Below are 18,150 nucleotides of genomic sequence, written 5' to 3'. Positions count from 1 at the left end.
TAGAGCTGAAGAGGAATTAAGAAACGACGGGCTACTGGATAAAGTTGATCAAAACTTTGAAATTAACTAAGGAGAGGGTATGTAAAGACCAATTACTAATCAAGATCTCGATGATTATACCGTATCAAAATGTGTGATAAGAAAATGAAACGTACCAAAAATCAAATATACAGTTTTTGAAACGCTTTATAGTGTCTTTTTTTAGTGTATCAAAAAGCATGGTTTAATTAATAGACAAAAAGAGAGGTTATAATGGCTGAAATTAGGTATGCACGTGTTTTGACTGCCGATCAATCCATGAATTTACAAATTGTTTCTTTAAAGACATCAGGATGCGAACTCATTATCGAGGAAAAGATCTCCGGGAAGAAAAGTGATCGAGCTTAGTTAGCTCGCTGCTTGGAGTTCTTGCGTTCCGGGGATACGTTAGCAAACTGGAAATTAGATCGCCTTGGTCGAACGACTAAGCAGTTAATCGAGTTTTTGTCACTTAAACGCTTTGTTCGTTCTTTATAGGTTATGTTTTTCTTTTTCTCCTGTTTAGCACGCATCAGGAGCCGCTTTTGTGTCTGTTCTTCTGTAAGTTTGCAAATGAAAAGCCGCGTGCAAAATTTTTTATAGAGACCCAGATACACTTCGGGAAGTTCTACCATTTCTCCGGATTGAAGACGATTCATAATAGCTTCCAAATCGATTTCTTTGTACAACGATTGCTTTTTTACCTTGCTATCTTTGAATTGTTCAACTTCTTTATTACGAAACATAAAAAGCTCCACGCTGCTCTATTTCTTCAAAGTCTTCTAAACTAAAGTAGCCCAAATCACGAATACAAAGATCGTTCATTTCCACCGTTTTCGCTCGTTTTGAACCATATAAACCGTCGTTGTTTTTTCCGGGGCTAACATCCACTTGTAAGAATTCTCCGGTTTTTAGCTCGTATTCGAGCTGAATTTTCATACCAGCCGTATGAGAACTTCCTCCGGCACCCTGGTAACGGTCGGCATAGGGATCTGGAAGTTGAAAAACAGTCGAATCCAGAAACGGATTCGATGAAAATAGGAGTTACATTCACAAGGCAGCGACAAGGAAGTCGAGATTTTTTCTTGGAGAAGCGTTGAAAAAAGGGATTGAAGGAAGGCAACTGCAGAAGGATTGAACCCCTGGTTCAATCCTTCTGCACTCATCGAAAGATGATTGGAGGCATCAAGTTGGCTACATAATCGTGCGAGGGGAGTCTCATCGATACATGATTATTTAAAAAGACACATAAGGAAACCAAATCCTGCGCGGTATATTTGCTTTTTCGTTGGACGAATCCAGCTTTTATTGCGAGATCCTCAAGTTGGGTAGGAGAAAAATGTTGTTGAAGCTGTTGGGCTAGTAAATGCATTTCTTCGCTGATAGAAGGTGGAATAGAATTCATGGAAAACCATCCTTTCTATGGAATTAAGCTTGATATAGAAAGGATGTCTTATATTCTCATTTTTGGGTATAGATTCTTCTTAGCTTGATGGGCATGTGGCGAGACCCCGACCCTGCGGCCGCGTCAAGTTTCAATTTTAATGGCACATAACAGGGAACCGACATATTTCAACAGATTTTTAATGTAATAATGAATCCTATTTACTAGAATATTTCATAAAATGATATCTAAGTAACTTGTTCACGTCAATTGAAAGCGCTATTATAGAATTAAACCAAAAATGACTTAATAATACAAATAATAGGAGGTGTTGCTGGTCTTCTTCAGAAATGAAAAAGCTTCATATTTTTTTCTTGGAATTGATATAGTGATTTTCTGTCGTCGTTTAACCTCAAATACTGTTTCGAAAATTCTAAACACAGAGACCAGCAGTTTCTAACTAGTTGTCTTTTAACCAGATAGGAACATCACTTTGTCACTCATCACTTATAAATTTGTTTATAAAATGTTTTATCAAGGGAGGATTTTAAATGAAACGTACCAAAAATCTATTTGTTGTATTCGTGACAATTATTTCAATTTTAAGCTTTAGTTTAACTGCATCTGCAACACCACAGCCTTCTCTTAATGTCGCTTCATTTGATAAACAACTTGTAAAAGTAGTAACATATCCCGAAGAAAAAAATATAGATAAATTAGTTCAATTAGCATTAAAGCAAAAAAAAGTTTCTCCAAGTAAAAACTCCGACTCGCTACAAGCTCGACAGTTGCTTCAAGAAAAAACATTTAGTGATGGTTATACTGAGAAATACTATGCCCTTTCATCAATACCAGGAAGCCAATCTAAGTCTAATGGTAAATATGATATAGGTGCCGTTGTAACAATGTACTATACAATATACGGCACGGCTCCATACTATTCCGATGCTAAGACAAAAGTAGACAGGGTAACTGCAACTATAAATGATGCCGGACAAGACCCCAAATATGTTTCAAAGATAGAAATGTTTTATCACGGATTTTTAAATCCTCAAACACCACAAGTCGACAGATACTCTACTATAAATAACCCTTCAAGTGGTTCTGTTTACACATTGTTTGCAAATGATTCTACTTTATATTACACAAGTGGATTTGCAAGTGTTAACGGTGGGGCTGTTCTAACATTCAGCGATGATACTAAGCTAGGTACTAACAATGAATTAACAATTGTCCTCTATTAATTATTGTCTCATTAGTTATAAAGAAATGAGGCTGCCCCCAAAGTGATAAACTACTTGAGGGGTAGCCTCTTCTTCATGATTAGGACCAATTTTCGGGAGCTAGATGCATTTCTTCCTTGGTCATAAATATAAAATAAAATCCCCTCCTTAACTTAAGGTGGGGATTATTTGACGTAATTAATCCTGCTCAGGTTGTAGTTCAATTGTTTCTGAATGCTCATTCATATTCCAATTAATTAGCAACTTCACTATAGAATCTTTATCTGGCGCAGACTCATTGTCTGCTAATGGTCCTAGATAATAAATTCCATCTTTAGGTTCATCGGTGAAGGACATAGTGCCACTTCTAACGTCGTCCCCCCCTGCATCATAAGCATAGCTTAACTCACCGATTGGGTTTGGTTTCTTGCCAATATACTTTAATAACAATTTCCTCATGTGTTTATTGCTATCTTTCACTTTGTAAATGATATAAACAGCAGCCCAATTATCACTGTGTCCCTTATACTCATGAACAAACTCTATATTTTTGGTATTAGAAATGTCGGGAATATCATTTTTTTCAATACCCGAATAAAAATTACTGTTATTTGTGGGATTGGAAGCCGGACTTGTCAGTTCCATTGACGGGATTACCCAGGTAAATAAGATGAATACGCTTAAAGCAATAAAAAAACCTGCTACTGACGTCTTCCAATACCATTGTTGTTTTCTCACTTTCATCACCTCTTCCTTTATCGATTGCAATTGGATTTCTGTCGGTCGTGGCTCCTGACGGAAAGGACCATCTGTAAGACGTCTGTACCATTGAGGTTCATTAGGATTCAACGGAATCCACCTCCTTAATTTCATTTGATAAATTGGCAGGATTAAGTAAGCACTATACTGCTATTCTTCCTTCAGCCACTCGTCAAGCTTCAATCTAGCACGATGCAGCCGTGACTTAACCGTTCCTTCCGGCAGTCCAAGCACATTCGCCATATCTTCAAGTGTCATTTGATAATGAGCATTTAACAGGATCACTTCACGTTGTTTCTTCGGTAGCCGGAGTACCAGTTCCCAAATCCGGTCCACAAACTGGTCATCAAAATAAATCGATTCCGCAGAAGGAGTTGATTGGTTATTTTTTATTTGATCCATTAGGACAATTTTGCGAAAAAAAGCCGAATGTCTATAATTAATTGTTATATTTCTTGCAATTTTCAGCAGCCATGTTTTCACGGTACTTTCACCACGGAAAGAATAAAGAGAACGAAAAGCTCGAATGAACGTTTCCTGAGTTATATCATCGGCCATATCGTGTTTTTGCGTCAAAACAAACGAGTAGTTCCACACATCCTTCCAATATTTGCGGATAAGTGGCTCAATTTCATATGTTTCAATTTGTGAGAGATGCTTAAGATACTCCTCCGTCAACCGTCTCACCTCCATATAAATAGACAACGCAGAGCTTGAAAAGTTCCATTTTTCCAAAAATAAAATATATGTACGGCAGCTGCCACAAAAGTCATATGTCGGACCACTTGTGTCCAATCAGAATGAAATGGACTGATCACCGGACAGCATCCGGAAATGGTCGGGTATATTAGATTAATGCATGATCTTCTATTACAATAGTCCCGCCACATGCCCATCAAGTTAAAATTTTCGTTTTGGGGGTGAATTAATTACTTAGTTTGATGGGCATGGGGTAGACACCAGTAAAACTCCATCTGGATTACAAGCCGCTCTGACTCGAGGCAGAAAAGGCGGAAGACCACCATTGGATAAGATCAAAGTTGAAATGGCATTACTTCTGATTGGTTGCCGAAATATACCAAAAAATGAAATAACCAAGCAGAATGGAGTGTCTAAAGCAAAGCTATATCAAGTTCTCAGTGGAGGGTAATTGACCACAATGGTTTTTCTTTTAGCTCCATAGCATCGCTTGTTTTATGGGGTCTCGTGTCCCAATCAGCCTCAATCATGGTCTTTAGAAGGAGGGGGAAACAATATAACGTTCGGGATCGGGACTCACGGGCAGGCACATTCGAATGGGGTACCATAATCCTCTATGCAAATGAAAAGAGGTTCAAGGAGAAAGATCTGATTGGACCAATAATACGAACGGGCAGCATTCCTATATTGATAAAAACGAGGTTTGAGAAAAAAAAGACTTCTTGGTATGATGTAAATGGATCTGACTAGCGTCGGATCCAAAAAAAACCAAGGAGACTACAACATGAATTCTACTCAAAATGAACGAATTAATCAAAACACTTCTTCATTTACAAACTAATAAAAGTTTGGATCAAGAGAAAGATATTTAAAGCAATTATAACGAGGGCTATTGCCCAAGCCAGCACATTCGTTATCTTATGGTTCGCAAGACTTCCCATTATCTCTTTGCTACTTGTAAATAAAATGAGGGGGATTAAAGCAAATGGAATCCCAAATGATAAGATAATTTGACTAATAACAAGAGCTGTTGTGGGATTCACCCCTATCGCTATTAGTAAGATAGGTGGAATAACGGTAATTGCCCTTCTTAGATAAAGAGGGATTCGCCGTTTAATAAACCCTTGCATGATAATATCTCCGGACATTGTACCAACTGCAGAACTAGCCAAACCTGATGCTAATAAACCAATGCCAAATAAAATAGCTGAAAATGGTCCGACTAACTCGCCAAATTGTTTAAATGCCACATCCAAATCTTGAATATTCATTCCATTTTTATGAAAAAGGGCAGCAGCAACAATTAGCATGCTCGCATTAACTACACCTGCTATGATCATAGCAATTAAGATGTCAATAAATTCAAAACGAAATATCCTTTTTCGTTCTCCTTCTGTCCTCCCTACAATTCTCTTTTGAGTCAATGCAGAGTGAAGATAAATTGCATGAGGCATAACGGTTGCACCTAAAATCCCTGCAGCCAGCATCACACTTTCTACTCCTTTAAATTGTGGGGTGAAAAGTCCATTAAGTATGTCTCCCGGATTAGGTTGCGAATATAAAACCTGTAGCCCAAATGCAATAACCACGATGAATACCATCCCGATTATTCCGGCTTCTAGAGATCGAAAGCCCCTACGTTGCAACTCAAGTATGGCAAAGGAGCCTACTGCTGCAATGATAGCAGATGGTAATAATGGAATTCCAAACAATAAATATAAGCCTAACGCAGCCCCAATAAATTCAGCAAGGTCTGTGGCAATGACGACTAGTTCTCCTTGAACCCAAAGCCCAAACGAAACTGGTTTAGGAAAGTTCTCACGAGATACTTCTGGGAGGTTTTTGCCCGTAGCTATTCCTAATTTAGCAGATAAAGCTTGAATAAGAATGGCCATTAAATTTGACACAAGTACCACCCAAAGTAGCATATACCCATATTGAGAGCCGGCAGCAATATTCGTGGCAAAATTTCCAGGATCAATGTAAGCTACGCCAGCAATAAAGGCCGGTCCTATGAACGGTAATAAACTCTTGATGCTTTTAGTACGACTTGATAACAACTGATAGCTTGTATGTTTTTTTGTTTCTTTGTCCAATCTACACATCTCCATTTCAATCTATTTTTATAGTTTTGCACTAGGCTACAATATTTTGACGCACGACAAAATGTTTCCCTAGGTAAAATTATATGTTGGCGTTATTAAATTAGCAACACAAAAGTGATAAAGCTTATTATTTCCTTTTTCTTATGGCAATCCCGAGTTTAAGGCGATTTCTTATCTTCTTTTCGTATTACGCATCACAACAAATGGATGAACGCTCCTTGAAAACATCATACGCATGAACATTCGCAGGTCGATTTTCTGTTTCCAACCTCCGAAAGTACTGCGCTCATTGCCGCAGGCTAGACAAGCAAACGAATCCGGATGAGTATGGCGCATCTAAAAAAAGGGTCATCCTGCAAAGGATGACCTTTAATGCTTGCCGTTACAGATAGCGCGGTGAATGATACCATAGATGTTGGTCTTTGAACTAACAGGTACGATAGCTGAATAAAGGCACCGAGGCAGCCGGCTATAACGATCGGCTGCTTTTCATTGAATGGGCAGGATACTTCCAATATGTACTAATATAGAGTTGTCGATTAAATCTAATTATCTTAATTCTCTAATGCCCTTTATTGCTAAATAACGAACAAAGTGTTCTCTCTATAAGCAGTTAAGCTTGGACTGAGGGGGAATTTTAGTTGAATCAAGACTCGACGGTAGCTCGTCATAACGATCTGCTGCAATTTCCACGTTAACAAAACAAGGAGATTATAGTGAGGAAAATTATTTTATTTGTACTCGTTTCCGTTTTAATTGTTACCATGGGATGTGGTCAAGAGCAATCAGAGCAATCAGAGCAATCATATCTTGAAGGGACTATTGAAGAAGTTGATGAAAACAACATTACGATGTTTGAATGGAGAATGAGTAATAAGTAGGAAAAACGGATAAATTCTGGTTCACTCGTGGGAAAATCGTTGATTATTTGAAGCATTTGAGAATATTTACGTTAAATTAACAGATATACATCAAATGACACTTCTTCGGTGGATCCAGTCGCGGCAAACTGCTCACGCTTTAAAGACAACCATTGTTGGCTAGGAGCCTACGGGTACTACTGGTTTAACCTATTCAGGTGGCTCTCGGATCTCTTTTTTGAAGTTGTTCTAGTCAAACCACATCTCGTGAAAAAGAACCGCGATAAAACAAAGCTGATGCTCTCCCCCTGCTTTGCATCCGTGTATTTGATTGGATGCCGATCCTTGAATAAGCATCGGCGCTTGGGCGCAACAATAACGCCACCTTCTTATGATTATCGGAAGGTGGCGTTTCAATACACTTGTCGAACACCAAGTTCTTTCGACTCAATGATCTTGCAGAAAGCAGTTTTTATTAGTGAATGGTTTCATGTGTCCAAGTCGTTTGTTGTCCTGATTTCGGGCAATTTGGGAATGTATCACCTTGCTTAAGTTCCATGTGATCACCATCTTTATCAAGATAGTGGCCAGTTTCAGTGACTTTTTCTCCTGAATGATGTACATGACCAGTTGTTTCCATTTAATATAACATCCTTTCTTTCGATAGTGATTGGATTCGTTTCTTATCATTCCACCTTCTCATCAGAAAAATTCAAGCAAAAAATCTTTTTTAATGAAGCACGATCAAGACAACGAATTCAAGTAGGACGGGCGAGAAAGCAACAACTTGAGCGGCAATAACGAGTGCATCCTTTTTGTTACTCTTTGAGGTCGTATTGTCACGATTCTCTTTGTTCTTTTTGACGAGATGCGGAACTAAAACGACTTCAAAATTGTGTTCTGTAAGCCACCGAGAGACGTTAAACCAATAATGCCCGGTTGGTTCCATCCCGACGACGGCTGCTCTTAAATGATGTGTGGTTTGTAGATGTATTATCCATAGCAAAAGATTGTTATAAGTAGTCTCCGATGATGAGTTCAAAAGAGGAACAAAAGGGCTAATTGATGTAGATGAAACAAGATCAGTCAAAGGAACAAAAAGAATAAGGAAAGCAAAAAGCCGTTAGAATACCTCTAACGGCTTTTTGCTTATTTACGTTATTGTTTTCCAAGATGCTTTTTTCTTTCAATTAAAATGGTCAAACTAACTAACGTAACAAATATGGTAGCTCCCATATCGGAGAGGATGGCAATCCATAATGTGAGCCATCCGGGAATGGTAAGCAAAAGAGCAATGACTTTCAGTCCAAGTGAAACGATTATGTTGAAACGAATAATACGATTAACTTTTTTAGCAATCGAAACGGCTTCAGGAAGTTTGCCTAGGTGATCTTGCATCAAGACGATATCCGCTGTCTCGATGGCACTATCAGTTCCTTTGCCCATCGCAATGCCTAGCTGCGCAGAAGCGAGGGCGGGAGCGTCATTAATACCATCCCCAATCATGGCCACATTATGGTTGGCAGAGAGTTCTTTAATCTTTTTTACTTTGTCTTCCGGAAGCAAATTTCCATAAAATTCTGAGACTCCGACTGCCGAGGCCACTTTCTCTGCTGTCTTCTGATGATCTCCTGTTAGCATGACTGTGCTTTTAATTCCTAATTTGTGCAATGATGCAATTACAGCTCGGCTTTCTTCACGAATTTCGTCTGCAATTCCGAACATACCAATTACTTGTCGTTCGTCTGCAACCAGTACAAGGGTAAGACCTTCTTCTTTTAATTGTTCTACGCGGGTTTGTATTGAGTCAGGGATAATAATGTGCTCAATGCTTTTTTCATTCCCGAGCCAGTACGTTTGATCATTAACTTTCGCTTTAATCCCACGACCAGTAATTGTTTGAATTTCATCCGGTTCAGGAACGACGATGTTTCTACTGTCAATTTCTTTCATAATCGCTTTCGCCAGCGGGTGAGAAGATGACTTTTCGATTGCTCCGGCAACAAGGAAGAATCGTTCTTCGTCATAGACCTCCAATTGAGCCACATGTGGTTCACCTTTAGTTAATGTCCCTGTTTTATCAAAGGCAAGCGTATCGATCTTACCAAGCTGCTCGAGGAACACACCGCCTTTGACCAGTACGCCGTTCCGCGCGTTTCTCGTAATTCCTGAAACAATCGCAATAGGGGAGGAAAGAATCAGCGCACAAGGGCAACCAACAATTAATACGGATAAACCTTGATAAAGCCATGTCATCCAATCTCCTTGAAAAAGGAGAGGAGGTATTAGCATGACAAGAGCTGCAACAATCATAATGAGCGGTGTATAGTACTTAGCGAACTTATTAATAAAGAGTTCAGTTGGTGTTTTTGTTTCTTGTGCTTCTTGAACGAGATGAAGAATTTTTGCTAAGGAAGAATCCTTATAGGCTTTATCTATGCGAACGAGTAGAAGCCCTTCATTATTAATGCTTCCACCGTAAACGGGCTCACCTGATTCTTTCTCAACCGGAAGCGACTCACCTGTAATGGCAGCCTCATTCACCGAACTCTTACCTTCGGACACGATACCATCTGAAGGGATTTTTTCACCAGGTTTAATCTTAACTAAGTCACCGACTTGAAGGGAGGAAATAGGAACAACGACTTCCTGGCCGTTCTCCATCTTTAAGGCTTCCTTTGGGGCGACTTGAAATAAAGCTTCCATGGAACGACGAGCTTTTTCCATACCATAGCCTTCAAGCAACTCATTAAGTCCAAACAGAATGGCAACGAGTGTAGCTTCTTTCCATTCACCAATGGATACGGCTCCCACTAACGCTATGGTCATTAAAGTATCAATATTAAATTTTAATTTGAATAAGTTTTTTAATCCTCTAAAGAAAGTTGTGTAACCACTAATAATCGTGGCGACTAAATATAAAAGAATCACAGCTTGTTTATCGAGGACACCATCTAACAGTAAGGCTGCTACATAAATAACACCAGATGTAATAAGCATTTTAAGCATTTTCGCATTACCTTCTGTATGGCTGTGATCATGTCCATCATGATCATGGTCACTATGGTCGTGCCCAGTATTCGTTTCCGAGCTCTTCTCAATGTAAGCATTGTCTGATTTCAAAATCTTTTTAACGTCAGTCATTGAGACTTGTGGATTTACCGTTAATTTTCCAGAGTTATAACTTAGTTTGGCATCTTCGCCATGCTCTAATTGTTGAATCTCTTCCTCAATTCTTAGTGCGCAACCACCACAAGAAAGTCCCTTTATCCGATATTCATTCATAAGACATCCTTCTTTCAAATCATTATATGAATACTTGCTCATATGATATGCGATTCCATGATCTATGTCAAACTTATTCTCTCCAATTAGGCATGAAAAAATGAAAACCACCGATCTGTTTCTTAGAAACAGACAGATGGTTGATGTCAAAAGTTCTGAATAATTTCATTAACGACATATTGTGCATCAGCACCAACTCCACCAATGAGTGCAGATGTTCTGCGGTGCTGCCAAGGCATGCCAACGATATATAATCCACTTTCTGTGGTTATACCACGTTGGTGTTTGATGGCACCGCGTTCATTTAAGACACGTGGTAGTTCTAGCCAATTATAATCTGGTTTAAAACCTGTACTCCAAATAATATTTTTGAATTCCAGCTGACTGTCATTAGAGAAGATGATGTTTTTATTTTTCGCATCGATTGCCCTTGGCAATAAAGTGATAGCTGAAGATTTTAATCGTTGCTTTAACTCGAACCCAAAGATTGGGTCAGGCCTAGATTGAATTTTCTTACCTATGAAAGAGTGAGCTGTTGCTTTTAAGATACCGAGTTTATCAAACCAGTAAAAAATACTTTTACCTCCAATATGAAGGGGAAGTGATAACGGACGATGTCCAGATGATAAATAGACTTTCCGATGGTTTGATATTTCTACGGCAATCTGTGCCCCTGAATTGCCGGCCCCAACAACTAAAGTGTCTCCTTCGGAAAGCTGCCCTGGATTTATGTAACTGGCGGAGTGGATCTGTTTAACGTCTGCTGAGATTTTAGATGCAAAATCTGGAATCAATTCTTTATGAAAGGGACCAGTAGCGATGATGACCTTGTGCGCTATATAATCTTCTTTGTTCGTCATAATATAAAACAACCCGTCATTTTTACTTAGGCTAATAACACGGGTATATAAATGAATGGGGAACTGGTAGTTTGATGCATATTTCTCCAAGTAATCGGCTGTTTCGTTTTTGTTCGGAAGTTGCTCCCTCTTCCCTGGAAAGGGCATGTCGGGAAGTTCACTATATCCCTTTGGCGTAAATAATACGAGGGAGTCATAACGATTTCTCCAAGAATCACCAACACGTGAACTCCCGTCCACAATAATAAAGTCAATCCCTGCAAGGTTTAAGTAAAATCCAGCTGCTAAACCAGCTTGTCCCCCACCAATGACAAGAACATCAGTTGTGATCGTTATAATAAACCTCTCCTTTATTTCACAGATAGTAATAAACCAAGGAATGTAAGGATAACGCCTATAATCGTTAAAGCAGCAAATAGGCCGCGCTTATCTTTTTTATAAATGGGAATCAGCAGGGACAGAGCTACGAGTCCAAGTACAATCATGATTAGATGAGAAGCATTCCAATTCCATTGAAGAGCTAAGTCCTGTACATTACCGTGGAGAAATGTAAATAATAAAGATGGAGATGGTTGTTCAAACTCGTCTTCATGTGGAGGATCTTGTACACCCATATAAGCTGTAATCATAAGGACAGCAAGGGCAATAAACGTTTCCATACGAAGCCACCACTGCAACTTTCGTTCATTGGTGCCATTGTTCGTTAACTTCGTGAGGAAACCATTCATAAAGCCAAGAAGAAGGAGAGGCAGGAAAACGAGATGTTTCAGTAGGAGGGCTTCTCCGTAATTAATGCCCCAGGAACTGATATATCCGTCAACAATTAATGACATCATTACCAACCCAGCTACGATAATAAGTACAATACTGCTTATCGATAGTGGTGTAAACCAACGAATAAAGGCTTTCCAATTCATGGCGCCTTTCGTAAACCACGCAACCAAAATAAGCGTTCCCAACCAGATTGAAACAGCAGCGACATGAATGGATTGGGAAAGTAATCCCCATGTTGCAGAGAAACCTGTTGGGTGACTGGCCCACCCATGTGCAAGAATACTACCTATCCAAGAGAAAGCCAGTGCCCACTTCGTCCATTTTTGATGAAAATCACACAAGACTGTTATCATATAGATTCCGGTACAGATGATTAGGTTCCAGACCCAAGCGTTTCCGTATGAGTAATCCTTTAATACAATAAGTAAAACTTGAAAAAAAGACATATCTTGTGCAAAATCTCGAAGGATGATCGTAGTTCGAATAATGGATACAAATGAGAATAACGGAATTCCTAGAATAGCATATTGAAATAAGGTGAACGGGTTTTTAATGGCAGGTTTTGAGTGATCTGGAATAAACAGAAGTAATATATAACCGCCAGTAAAGGCAAAGGACAAATAAAGAAGTGTCTCAAAAAAATAAATGTACAAATTCAACAACTCCGATTCGATGTTAGTTCCAAGAGAAATCATATCATAAATGAAAACAGTTGAATGTATGCTCATATGACAATTGTTCGAAATTTCGAGATACATACAAGGTATTTTACTGTTTTCTTTTGATATAATGAACACGTTTCAAAGATCAACAATAAATTTTGGAGGGGATATTCTTGCGACGTGTATATGTCATGTCATTTTTATCGTTTTTATTGCTGCTTATCGTGTTTCCGCAAATTACTTTTGCGCACACAAAGCTTCAAAATTCGTCACCGGAAGCTAACACAACAGTCTTAAAAGAAACCAAGGAAATTGTAATGGAATTTAATACGACTGTGGAGCCATTAAGTTCATTCAAAATGAAAAATAAAGATGGAAATGAACTTAAGATTGGCACCACAGAAATCGTAGAAAATCGAATTATCGGGACATTTGATGAAAGCATTCCGAATGGTGTCTATACAGTAGAATGGAAAATTGTTGGACGAGACGGACACCCCATTCAAGGCGATTTTAATTTTACTGTCGCTGTGCCTGATGAAACCTCTGAACCATCTCAGGAGCAGCCTCCCACCCTAACACCTTCAGAACCTACTCCATCTCCGCAGCCAGTTAACGGAGAGGAGAATGAGGTTGACCACGGTGCTACGAGACAAGATCGTAATCAAGTAGGATTTTGGATCGTGGCAGGCGTGGTCATGGTGGCTTTGATCGTTATTATTTTTGGTACGAGGAGGAAGAAATAGCAATGTGGTATTGGGCTGCTGAGCCATTTCTTTATTTATGTTTTGCCATTGTCAGTGGTTATGTTCTTTTAAGTCTTGTTCCTGAGAGCTATCGACCCGTTTCTCAACTATCGCATAAAGTTGTAGCTGTTGCCGCACTAGGAATAGGTCTGTTTTCATTTTTTCCTATATTAAGAATAGTCTCGTTCTTCGCAGAAGACATTGGATGGGGTTTAACCTTTAGAAAAGTAATCCTTGATTTCGAAGAGGGAAGAGCTTTCTTATTTACTTTAACGTTATCTCTTATCTTAGCTGGTGTTATCATGCTTAATAGTCGTGTAAAGGGAACCGGAGGATTGAAAGTAATTTTATTCATTCTTTCCCTCCTCATGGTAGCGCAGGGTTGGTCTAGTCATGTGGCTTCCTGGTATGGTACATGGGGAATATTGGCTCAAACGCTGCATTTGATGGCTGTTTCTTTGTGGGTAGGCCCATTACTTATGGCAGGCTGGCAGAATCGCAAAACGGAGCATTGGAATGGTTTCCTAAGCTGGTTTCATCCAACGGCTATACTCTGTATGACTGTAATCGCTGCATCAGGATTCGTCTTGACCATCGGTGTAGCTCCAGAATATGTGAATGCATGGAAACTCACTTACGGACAAGCCCTGCTCGTGAAGCACGTATTAATTATACCGTTAATACTTTTCGCCATTATTAATGGGTTTTGGGTGAAAAGGAAGCTACTAATGGATATAACGTTTAATCCTCAGCTATGGGCTAAGGTCGAAAGTGTTATTCTAGTGCTTATCTTTTCAGTAACCGGCTTTATGAATCAGCAACCTGCTCCACATGATGTTTCAGAAACATTGAATGAATCGCCTGCATCTCCATTGTATTTATGGTTTACAGGGGGAGTGTTAGATAAGCAGAAAGATCTAACTTTATCTTTTGGTTGGTTGAGTGCCTCCATTTTATTTGCTGCTATGATTACAATAGTGACAGCAGTCATTAGCGCTAAGCGACGCAATGTAGTACAAACCCTTTTATGGTCTTTAGTAAGTTCAATCCTTGTGTATTATGGTCTCATGTCATCGATTTAAGCTCTCATTTATCTAGGCTGCTTTAAACGTAATCTTTCTGATATAATAGAGGGTACGAATATAAAGGCGGTGGCTAAGAGTAATGGATCGACTAGCGGAAGAACAATGTGACGACACTTGTTTAGGAACCGAAATTAATCTTAATGACGTAATACAAGCGAGACTCCAGGAACAAACGGCTGTCGATCTGGCTGAATTGTTTAAAGCCCTTGGTGATCCCACAAGGGTAAAAATGATTCACGCTTTACTTAGTAGTGAGTTATGTGTTCATGATCTGTGCGTTGTACTAGGCATGGCTCAGTCCGCAGTGTCTCATCAACTCCGGTATTTGCGTAATGTAAGAATGGTCAAGCGCCGTAAAGAAGGAAAGACCGTTTATTACTCCATTGATGATGATCATGTAAAAGAGATTTTTATTCAAACCTTACAACATTTAGAGCATGCTTAAGTAGAAAGAGTAACTGTATGTAAATACAGATACTCTTTTTTTGTGTCTAAAATATATCTGAGAATCATTAAATTAACTCGAAGAAAGTGCTCATTTATTGATGAATACTTACTCATATGTTAATGTAATTTATGATTTCAGTTTGTGTATCGAAGAGAAGGAGGCTGCAATGGCATCAATCAATATTAAATTTCATTGGAAAAGATCGAAAAAAATTGTAACTTTGATCACACTTGCTATGTTGTTATTAATCTGTAGTGGATTTATCTTGGCTTCACAAATAAAGACCGTTTATCAGGTTGCTTATAATGGGACAACTATTGGTGAAGCTTCAAGTCCAGAGATCGTAAAACAGTGGTTCCAGAATGAATATGCAAAGTTTTCATCTGAGTATCCTGATCTAACGCTTGAAACCAACGAAAACGATTTTACCATTGTAGAAACGAAGCGCTTAAATGCAAAGGCGGAAGATGAAGCAGTAATAGATTCGCTACAAAAATCGTTTATTGTGGAAGGTCGCGGCATACAATTTGTAATAAATGGTAAAGATATGGGGATCGTAAAAGACCAGGAGACCGCAGACAGGATTATAAATAGACTACAGCAATCCGTAACTACAGCGAAAAAGGATTTAAAAATACAAGCACTTAGTTACAATGGCGAAGAAAATCAAGATAAAAACGATATAAGCAGTCCACCTACTTTAAAATCGATCGGATTTGTTGAGAAAGTCAAGTTAAAGTCCATTGTTTCTGATCCAACTGATATTGACACAGAAGCAGATCTCGTCAAACGTTTAAAGGGCACTGATCTTAAGCCTATTACGTACGTGGTGAAAGAAGGAGACTGTGTCTCCTGTATCGCACAAAAATTTAATATTTCTCAAGAAGCCATTTATACAAACAATCCATGGATTATTAATGATTTTATTAACATGGGGGATGAGCTAGATCTTACAGTAAGGCAGCCAAAACTGTCAGTGAAAACGGAAGAAGAGTATTCCGAAACCGTGAGCATATCCGGTGGGATGGAAATTACCTATGATAAAACGATGCGTGTTGGGGTTTCAAAAGTTACGAATCCCGGTAAAGAAGGGAAAAAGAAAATAACCTACCTCATGACCAAGGTGAATGGTGAGCTTGTGGAAGAAAAGGTGTTAACAGAAGAGACATTGGACAAGGCGGTACCAAAAAAGGTGACTCAAGGCTCTAAAGTTATTAAAGGAGTGGGTACTGGGGCATTTGCTTGGCCAATAACAGGACCTACCATAACAAGTGAATTTGGAAAACGTTGGGGAAGGCTACACGCAGGTACCGATACGGTCTCTTCAAATCGGGACATCTATGCATCAGATAATGGGAAAGTTATAACTGCAGATTATAACTCCAGCTTTGGAAATCATGTTATTATCGATCATCGAAACGGTTATAAAACAGTGTATGCTCATCTAAGCAAAATCAAAGTTAAAAAAGGCGACATATTAGAGAAAGGCGATCTGCTTGGTATTATGGGAACAACCGGCAAATCGACAGGCGTCCATCTTCACTTTGAAATTCGCAAAGGAAGCACGCAGCTTAACCCATTGAAGTTTTTAGATTAGCTATAAGAGAAAAAATAAGAGATCCCATTTGAAAGGGCTCTCTTATTTTTGTAGTATGGGAGATAGGGTATGCTAAAATTGTGTTTCCATTGATGAAATGTTATTTCGTTTTTTTGATTAAACTATGCATTGTAGTCTGAATGAGTTTTCTTTAGAAAGGAAGTATACCATGAGTGACGAGCGCAAACACATTCTTGTTATCGACGGTGATAAACGATCTAGAAGTTTGATAAGAATGTATTTGGAGAAGGAACGTTGTATTGTAGAGGAAGCCGAAGATGGTGAAACAGGTCTTCCATTGGTTATTCAAAAAAACTTTGACCTGGTTATTCTTGAATTAACCCTTAGCGGAATATCTGGTATAGAGGTATGTAGCCTTTTGCGACAAATAAAATCAACTCCTGTCATTATGTTAACTGCGGAAGGAGATGAGGAAAATCGTTTGAAAGGATTTCAGGTAGGAGTTGATGATTATATTCTCAAACCATATAGTCCACGTGAAATGACACACCGTGTTAAAGCTTTATTACGAAGAGCAGCTTCAAACTCATATTTAAGTATAGAAAAAAAAACGAACAACTTGGTACTTCCTCATTTAGTCATTGAGTGGGATGCCCATCGAATAAGAGCTGCGGGCCAAGAAGTTTACCTAACTCGAAAAGAATATGATTTGCTATACTATCTGGCGAGTAGATCAGATAAAATTTTCTCTAGAGACGAATTAATTAAGGTAATTTGGAATAATGAGAAAGGCATTGATGCACGAACCGTTGACATGAATATTAAACGTATTCGAGATAAGTTAAACAAAGTTTCCCCAGAGGCAGCATCAATGATCAAGACGATTTGGGGAGTTGGGTATATCCTGAAGTTTAGCAGCTAAGAGACAGATTTTTTTGCATGTTGAATGATTAATTGCTCATGTGTTAATCTTTTGAGTGTGTCTATTAAATAGTGAGGTGGAAAATGAACAAGAAAAGTAAGAAATCACGTAGTTTAGTTCTTTATACTTTGGTTGTTATCGTATTATTTGTAGCCTTGTTCGCTATCAATCAGGCAACAAATAAGAAAGATAATGTGAATCAGACGACAGCAGAAGCCCCGTCTACGGCTTCACAGCCTGTAATGGGTAAGGAAGATGCCAAAGTTTCAATTGTTGAGTTTGGTGATTACAAATGTCCATCCTGCAAGGCGTGGGGTGAGCAAGTATGGCCTCTGCTAAAAAAAGATTACATTGATTCAGGAAAAGCGAAATTTTCGTATACTAATGTTTTGTTCCATGGTGAGGAATCAAAATTAGGTGCTTTAGCTGGAGAAGCCATATTTAAGAGTAATCCAGAAGACTTTTGGACTTTTCATAAAGCATTATTCGATGCGCAACCAGAGGTTAACCATGATGGGCTTTGGATAACGGAGGAAAAACTGTTAGAGGTTGCGAAGACTTCTGTTCCAACAATGGATTTAGAACAATTTCAGCAGAGCTTAAAATCGAATGAGGTACAAGGATCACTTGATCTAGACCAAGAATTAGTGAAGCAGTTTAATATTAAACAAACCCCAACGATTATGATTAATAATATTGTGATTGCTAATCCATTTGATTATGCTGCAATTACAGCAGCCATAGAGCAAGAAATGAAATAAC

General features: G+C 38.8%; 17 protein-coding genes and 2 pseudogenes. 9 read left to right on the top strand and 10 right to left on the bottom strand.

From position 1 onward, the window contains the following. Window positions 1-252 precede the first annotated feature (252 nt). Window positions 253-480 (top strand): annotated as a pseudogene (locus BK120_RS35045) (recombinase family protein); the annotation flags it as partial. On the opposite strand, the gene BK120_RS36195 reads toward BK120_RS35045, so the two are convergent. Further along, window positions 384-764, bottom strand: coding sequence for a hypothetical protein (locus BK120_RS36195; RefSeq protein ID WP_076271253.1), 381 nt, complete (start codon window positions 762-764; stop codon window positions 384-386). The pseudogene BK120_RS35045 and the gene BK120_RS36195 overlap by 97 nt on opposite strands. Then, window positions 754-1,038, bottom strand: coding sequence for a transposase (locus BK120_RS30390; RefSeq protein WP_083682651.1), 285 nt, complete (start codon window positions 1,036-1,038; stop codon window positions 754-756). Before BK120_RS30390 ends, BK120_RS36195 begins: the two co-directional genes overlap by 11 nt. 915 nt (window positions 1,039-1,953) lie before the next feature. Here BK120_RS30390 and BK120_RS30380 point away from each other — a divergent pair. Further along, window positions 1,954-2,646: a hypothetical protein gene (locus BK120_RS30380; RefSeq protein WP_076271250.1), complete on the top strand. Its 693-nt coding sequence runs from the start codon at window positions 1,954-1,956 to the stop codon at window positions 2,644-2,646. 177 nt (window positions 2,647-2,823) lie between these two features. Here the strand turns inward: BK120_RS30380 and BK120_RS30375 are convergent, their stop codons facing one another. The 3 genes from BK120_RS30375 to BK120_RS30360 all read right to left on the bottom strand — a co-directional run bounded on the left by BK120_RS30375 (window position 2,824) and on the right by BK120_RS30360 (window position 6,179). Beyond that, window positions 2,824-3,474, bottom strand: coding sequence for a hypothetical protein (locus tag BK120_RS30375; RefSeq protein WP_076271249.1), 651 nt, complete (start codon window positions 3,472-3,474; stop codon window positions 2,824-2,826). A gap of 60 nt (window positions 3,475-3,534) precedes the next feature. After that, a complete protein-coding gene (locus BK120_RS30370; protein ID WP_372239034.1) occupies window positions 3,535-4,062 on the bottom strand; it encodes an RNA polymerase sigma factor in 528 nt (175 codons plus the stop codon). Between the two features lie 851 nt (window positions 4,063-4,913). Beyond that, window positions 4,914-6,179 carry an Nramp family divalent metal transporter gene (locus BK120_RS30360; RefSeq protein ID WP_256711075.1) on the bottom strand — a complete coding sequence of 422 codons (1,266 nt, stop codon included), beginning with the start codon at window positions 6,177-6,179 and terminating at the stop codon, window positions 4,914-4,916. 725 nt (window positions 6,180-6,904) lie between these two features. Here BK120_RS30360 and BK120_RS35610 point away from each other — a divergent pair. Then, a complete protein-coding gene (locus BK120_RS35610; RefSeq protein ID WP_179089932.1) occupies window positions 6,905-7,069 on the top strand; it encodes a hypothetical protein in 165 nt (54 codons plus the stop codon). Between the two features lie 454 nt (window positions 7,070-7,523). Here BK120_RS35610 and BK120_RS35605 read toward each other — a convergent pair whose 3' ends face one another. From BK120_RS35605 to BK120_RS30335, 5 genes and pseudogenes are all read right to left on the bottom strand, one after another. Then, window positions 7,524-7,688 carry a hypothetical protein gene (locus tag BK120_RS35605; RefSeq protein ID WP_179089931.1) on the bottom strand — a complete coding sequence of 55 codons (165 nt, stop codon included), beginning with the start codon at window positions 7,686-7,688 and terminating at the stop codon, window positions 7,524-7,526. Window positions 7,689-7,832: 144 nt separating this feature from the next. Further along, window positions 7,833-8,096 (bottom strand): annotated as a pseudogene (locus BK120_RS30350) (IS110 family transposase); the annotation flags it as partial. A 110-nt stretch (window positions 8,097-8,206) separates the two neighbouring features. Then, complete coding sequence (locus BK120_RS30345) at window positions 8,207-10,333, bottom strand: heavy metal translocating P-type ATPase (protein ID WP_076271245.1); 2,127 nt, start codon at window positions 10,331-10,333, stop codon at window positions 8,207-8,209. Window positions 10,334-10,479: 146 nt separating this feature from the next. Beyond that, window positions 10,480-11,529, bottom strand: a complete 1,050-nt coding sequence (locus BK120_RS30340; RefSeq protein WP_076271244.1) for a flavin-containing monooxygenase — start codon at window positions 11,527-11,529, stop codon at window positions 10,480-10,482. 14 nt (window positions 11,530-11,543) lie between these two features. Further along, entirely contained in the window at window positions 11,544-12,620 is a 1,077-nt protein-coding gene (locus tag BK120_RS30335; RefSeq protein ID WP_076271243.1) for a copper resistance D family protein, read from the bottom strand. A gap of 182 nt (window positions 12,621-12,802) precedes the next feature. On the opposite strand from BK120_RS30335, the gene BK120_RS30330 reads away from it, so the two are divergent. From BK120_RS30330 to BK120_RS30305, 6 genes are all read left to right on the top strand, one after another. Further along, on the top strand, window positions 12,803-13,375 hold the full coding sequence (locus BK120_RS30330) for a copper resistance CopC family protein (RefSeq protein WP_076271242.1): 573 nt from the start codon (window positions 12,803-12,805) through the stop codon (window positions 13,373-13,375). Between the two features lie 2 nt (window positions 13,376-13,377). Continuing rightward, window positions 13,378-14,457 (top strand): copper resistance D family protein, encoded by a 1,080-nt coding sequence (locus BK120_RS30325; RefSeq protein WP_076271241.1) that lies wholly within the window; start codon window positions 13,378-13,380, stop codon window positions 14,455-14,457. Window positions 14,458-14,539: 82 nt separating this feature from the next. Then, entirely contained in the window at window positions 14,540-14,905 is a 366-nt protein-coding gene (locus tag BK120_RS30320) for an ArsR/SmtB family transcription factor (protein WP_076271240.1), read from the top strand. A 169-nt stretch (window positions 14,906-15,074) separates the two neighbouring features. After that, entirely contained in the window at window positions 15,075-16,505 is a 1,431-nt protein-coding gene (locus BK120_RS30315) for a LysM peptidoglycan-binding domain-containing M23 family metallopeptidase (protein WP_076271239.1), read from the top strand. Window positions 16,506-16,674: 169 nt separating this feature from the next. Further along, window positions 16,675-17,388, top strand: coding sequence for a response regulator transcription factor (locus BK120_RS30310; RefSeq protein WP_076271238.1), 714 nt, complete (start codon window positions 16,675-16,677; stop codon window positions 17,386-17,388). An 83-nt stretch (window positions 17,389-17,471) separates the two neighbouring features. Next, window positions 17,472-18,149, top strand: a complete 678-nt coding sequence (locus BK120_RS30305) for a DsbA family protein (protein WP_076271237.1) — start codon at window positions 17,472-17,474, stop codon at window positions 18,147-18,149. Window position 18,150: the final 1 nt, after the last annotated feature.

It is taken from the genome of Paenibacillus sp. FSL A5-0031, from assembly GCF_001956295.1.
In the GTDB taxonomy this organism is placed as follows: domain Bacteria; phylum Bacillota; class Bacilli; order Paenibacillales; family Paenibacillaceae; genus Pristimantibacillus.
This window is presented reverse-complemented; position numbering and strand designations above follow the sequence as displayed.

What these genes read in the sequence shown, in the direction of transcription:
- BK120_RS36195 (WP_076271253.1), bottom strand. Translation starts at nt 764, where the DNA reads ATGTTTCGTAATAAAGAAGTTGAACAATTCAAAGATAGCAAGGTAAAA.
- BK120_RS30380 (WP_076271250.1), top strand. Translation starts at nt 1,954, where the DNA reads ATGAAACGTACCAAAAATCTATTTGTTGTATTCGTGACAATTATTTCA.
- BK120_RS35605 (WP_179089931.1), bottom strand. Translation starts at nt 7,688, where the DNA reads ATGGAAACAACTGGTCATGTACATCATTCAGGAGAAAAAGTCACTGAA.
- BK120_RS30345 (WP_076271245.1), bottom strand. Translation starts at nt 10,333, where the DNA reads ATGAATGAATATCGGATAAAGGGACTTTCTTGTGGTGGTTGCGCACTA.
- BK120_RS30325 (WP_076271241.1), top strand. Translation starts at nt 13,378, where the DNA reads ATGTGGTATTGGGCTGCTGAGCCATTTCTTTATTTATGTTTTGCCATT.
- BK120_RS30320 (WP_076271240.1), top strand. Translation starts at nt 14,540, where the DNA reads ATGGATCGACTAGCGGAAGAACAATGTGACGACACTTGTTTAGGAACC.
- BK120_RS30315 (WP_076271239.1), top strand. Translation starts at nt 15,075, where the DNA reads ATGGCATCAATCAATATTAAATTTCATTGGAAAAGATCGAAAAAAATT.
- BK120_RS30310 (WP_076271238.1), top strand. Translation starts at nt 16,675, where the DNA reads ATGAGTGACGAGCGCAAACACATTCTTGTTATCGACGGTGATAAACGA.
- BK120_RS30305 (WP_076271237.1), top strand. Translation starts at nt 17,472, where the DNA reads ATGAACAAGAAAAGTAAGAAATCACGTAGTTTAGTTCTTTATACTTTG.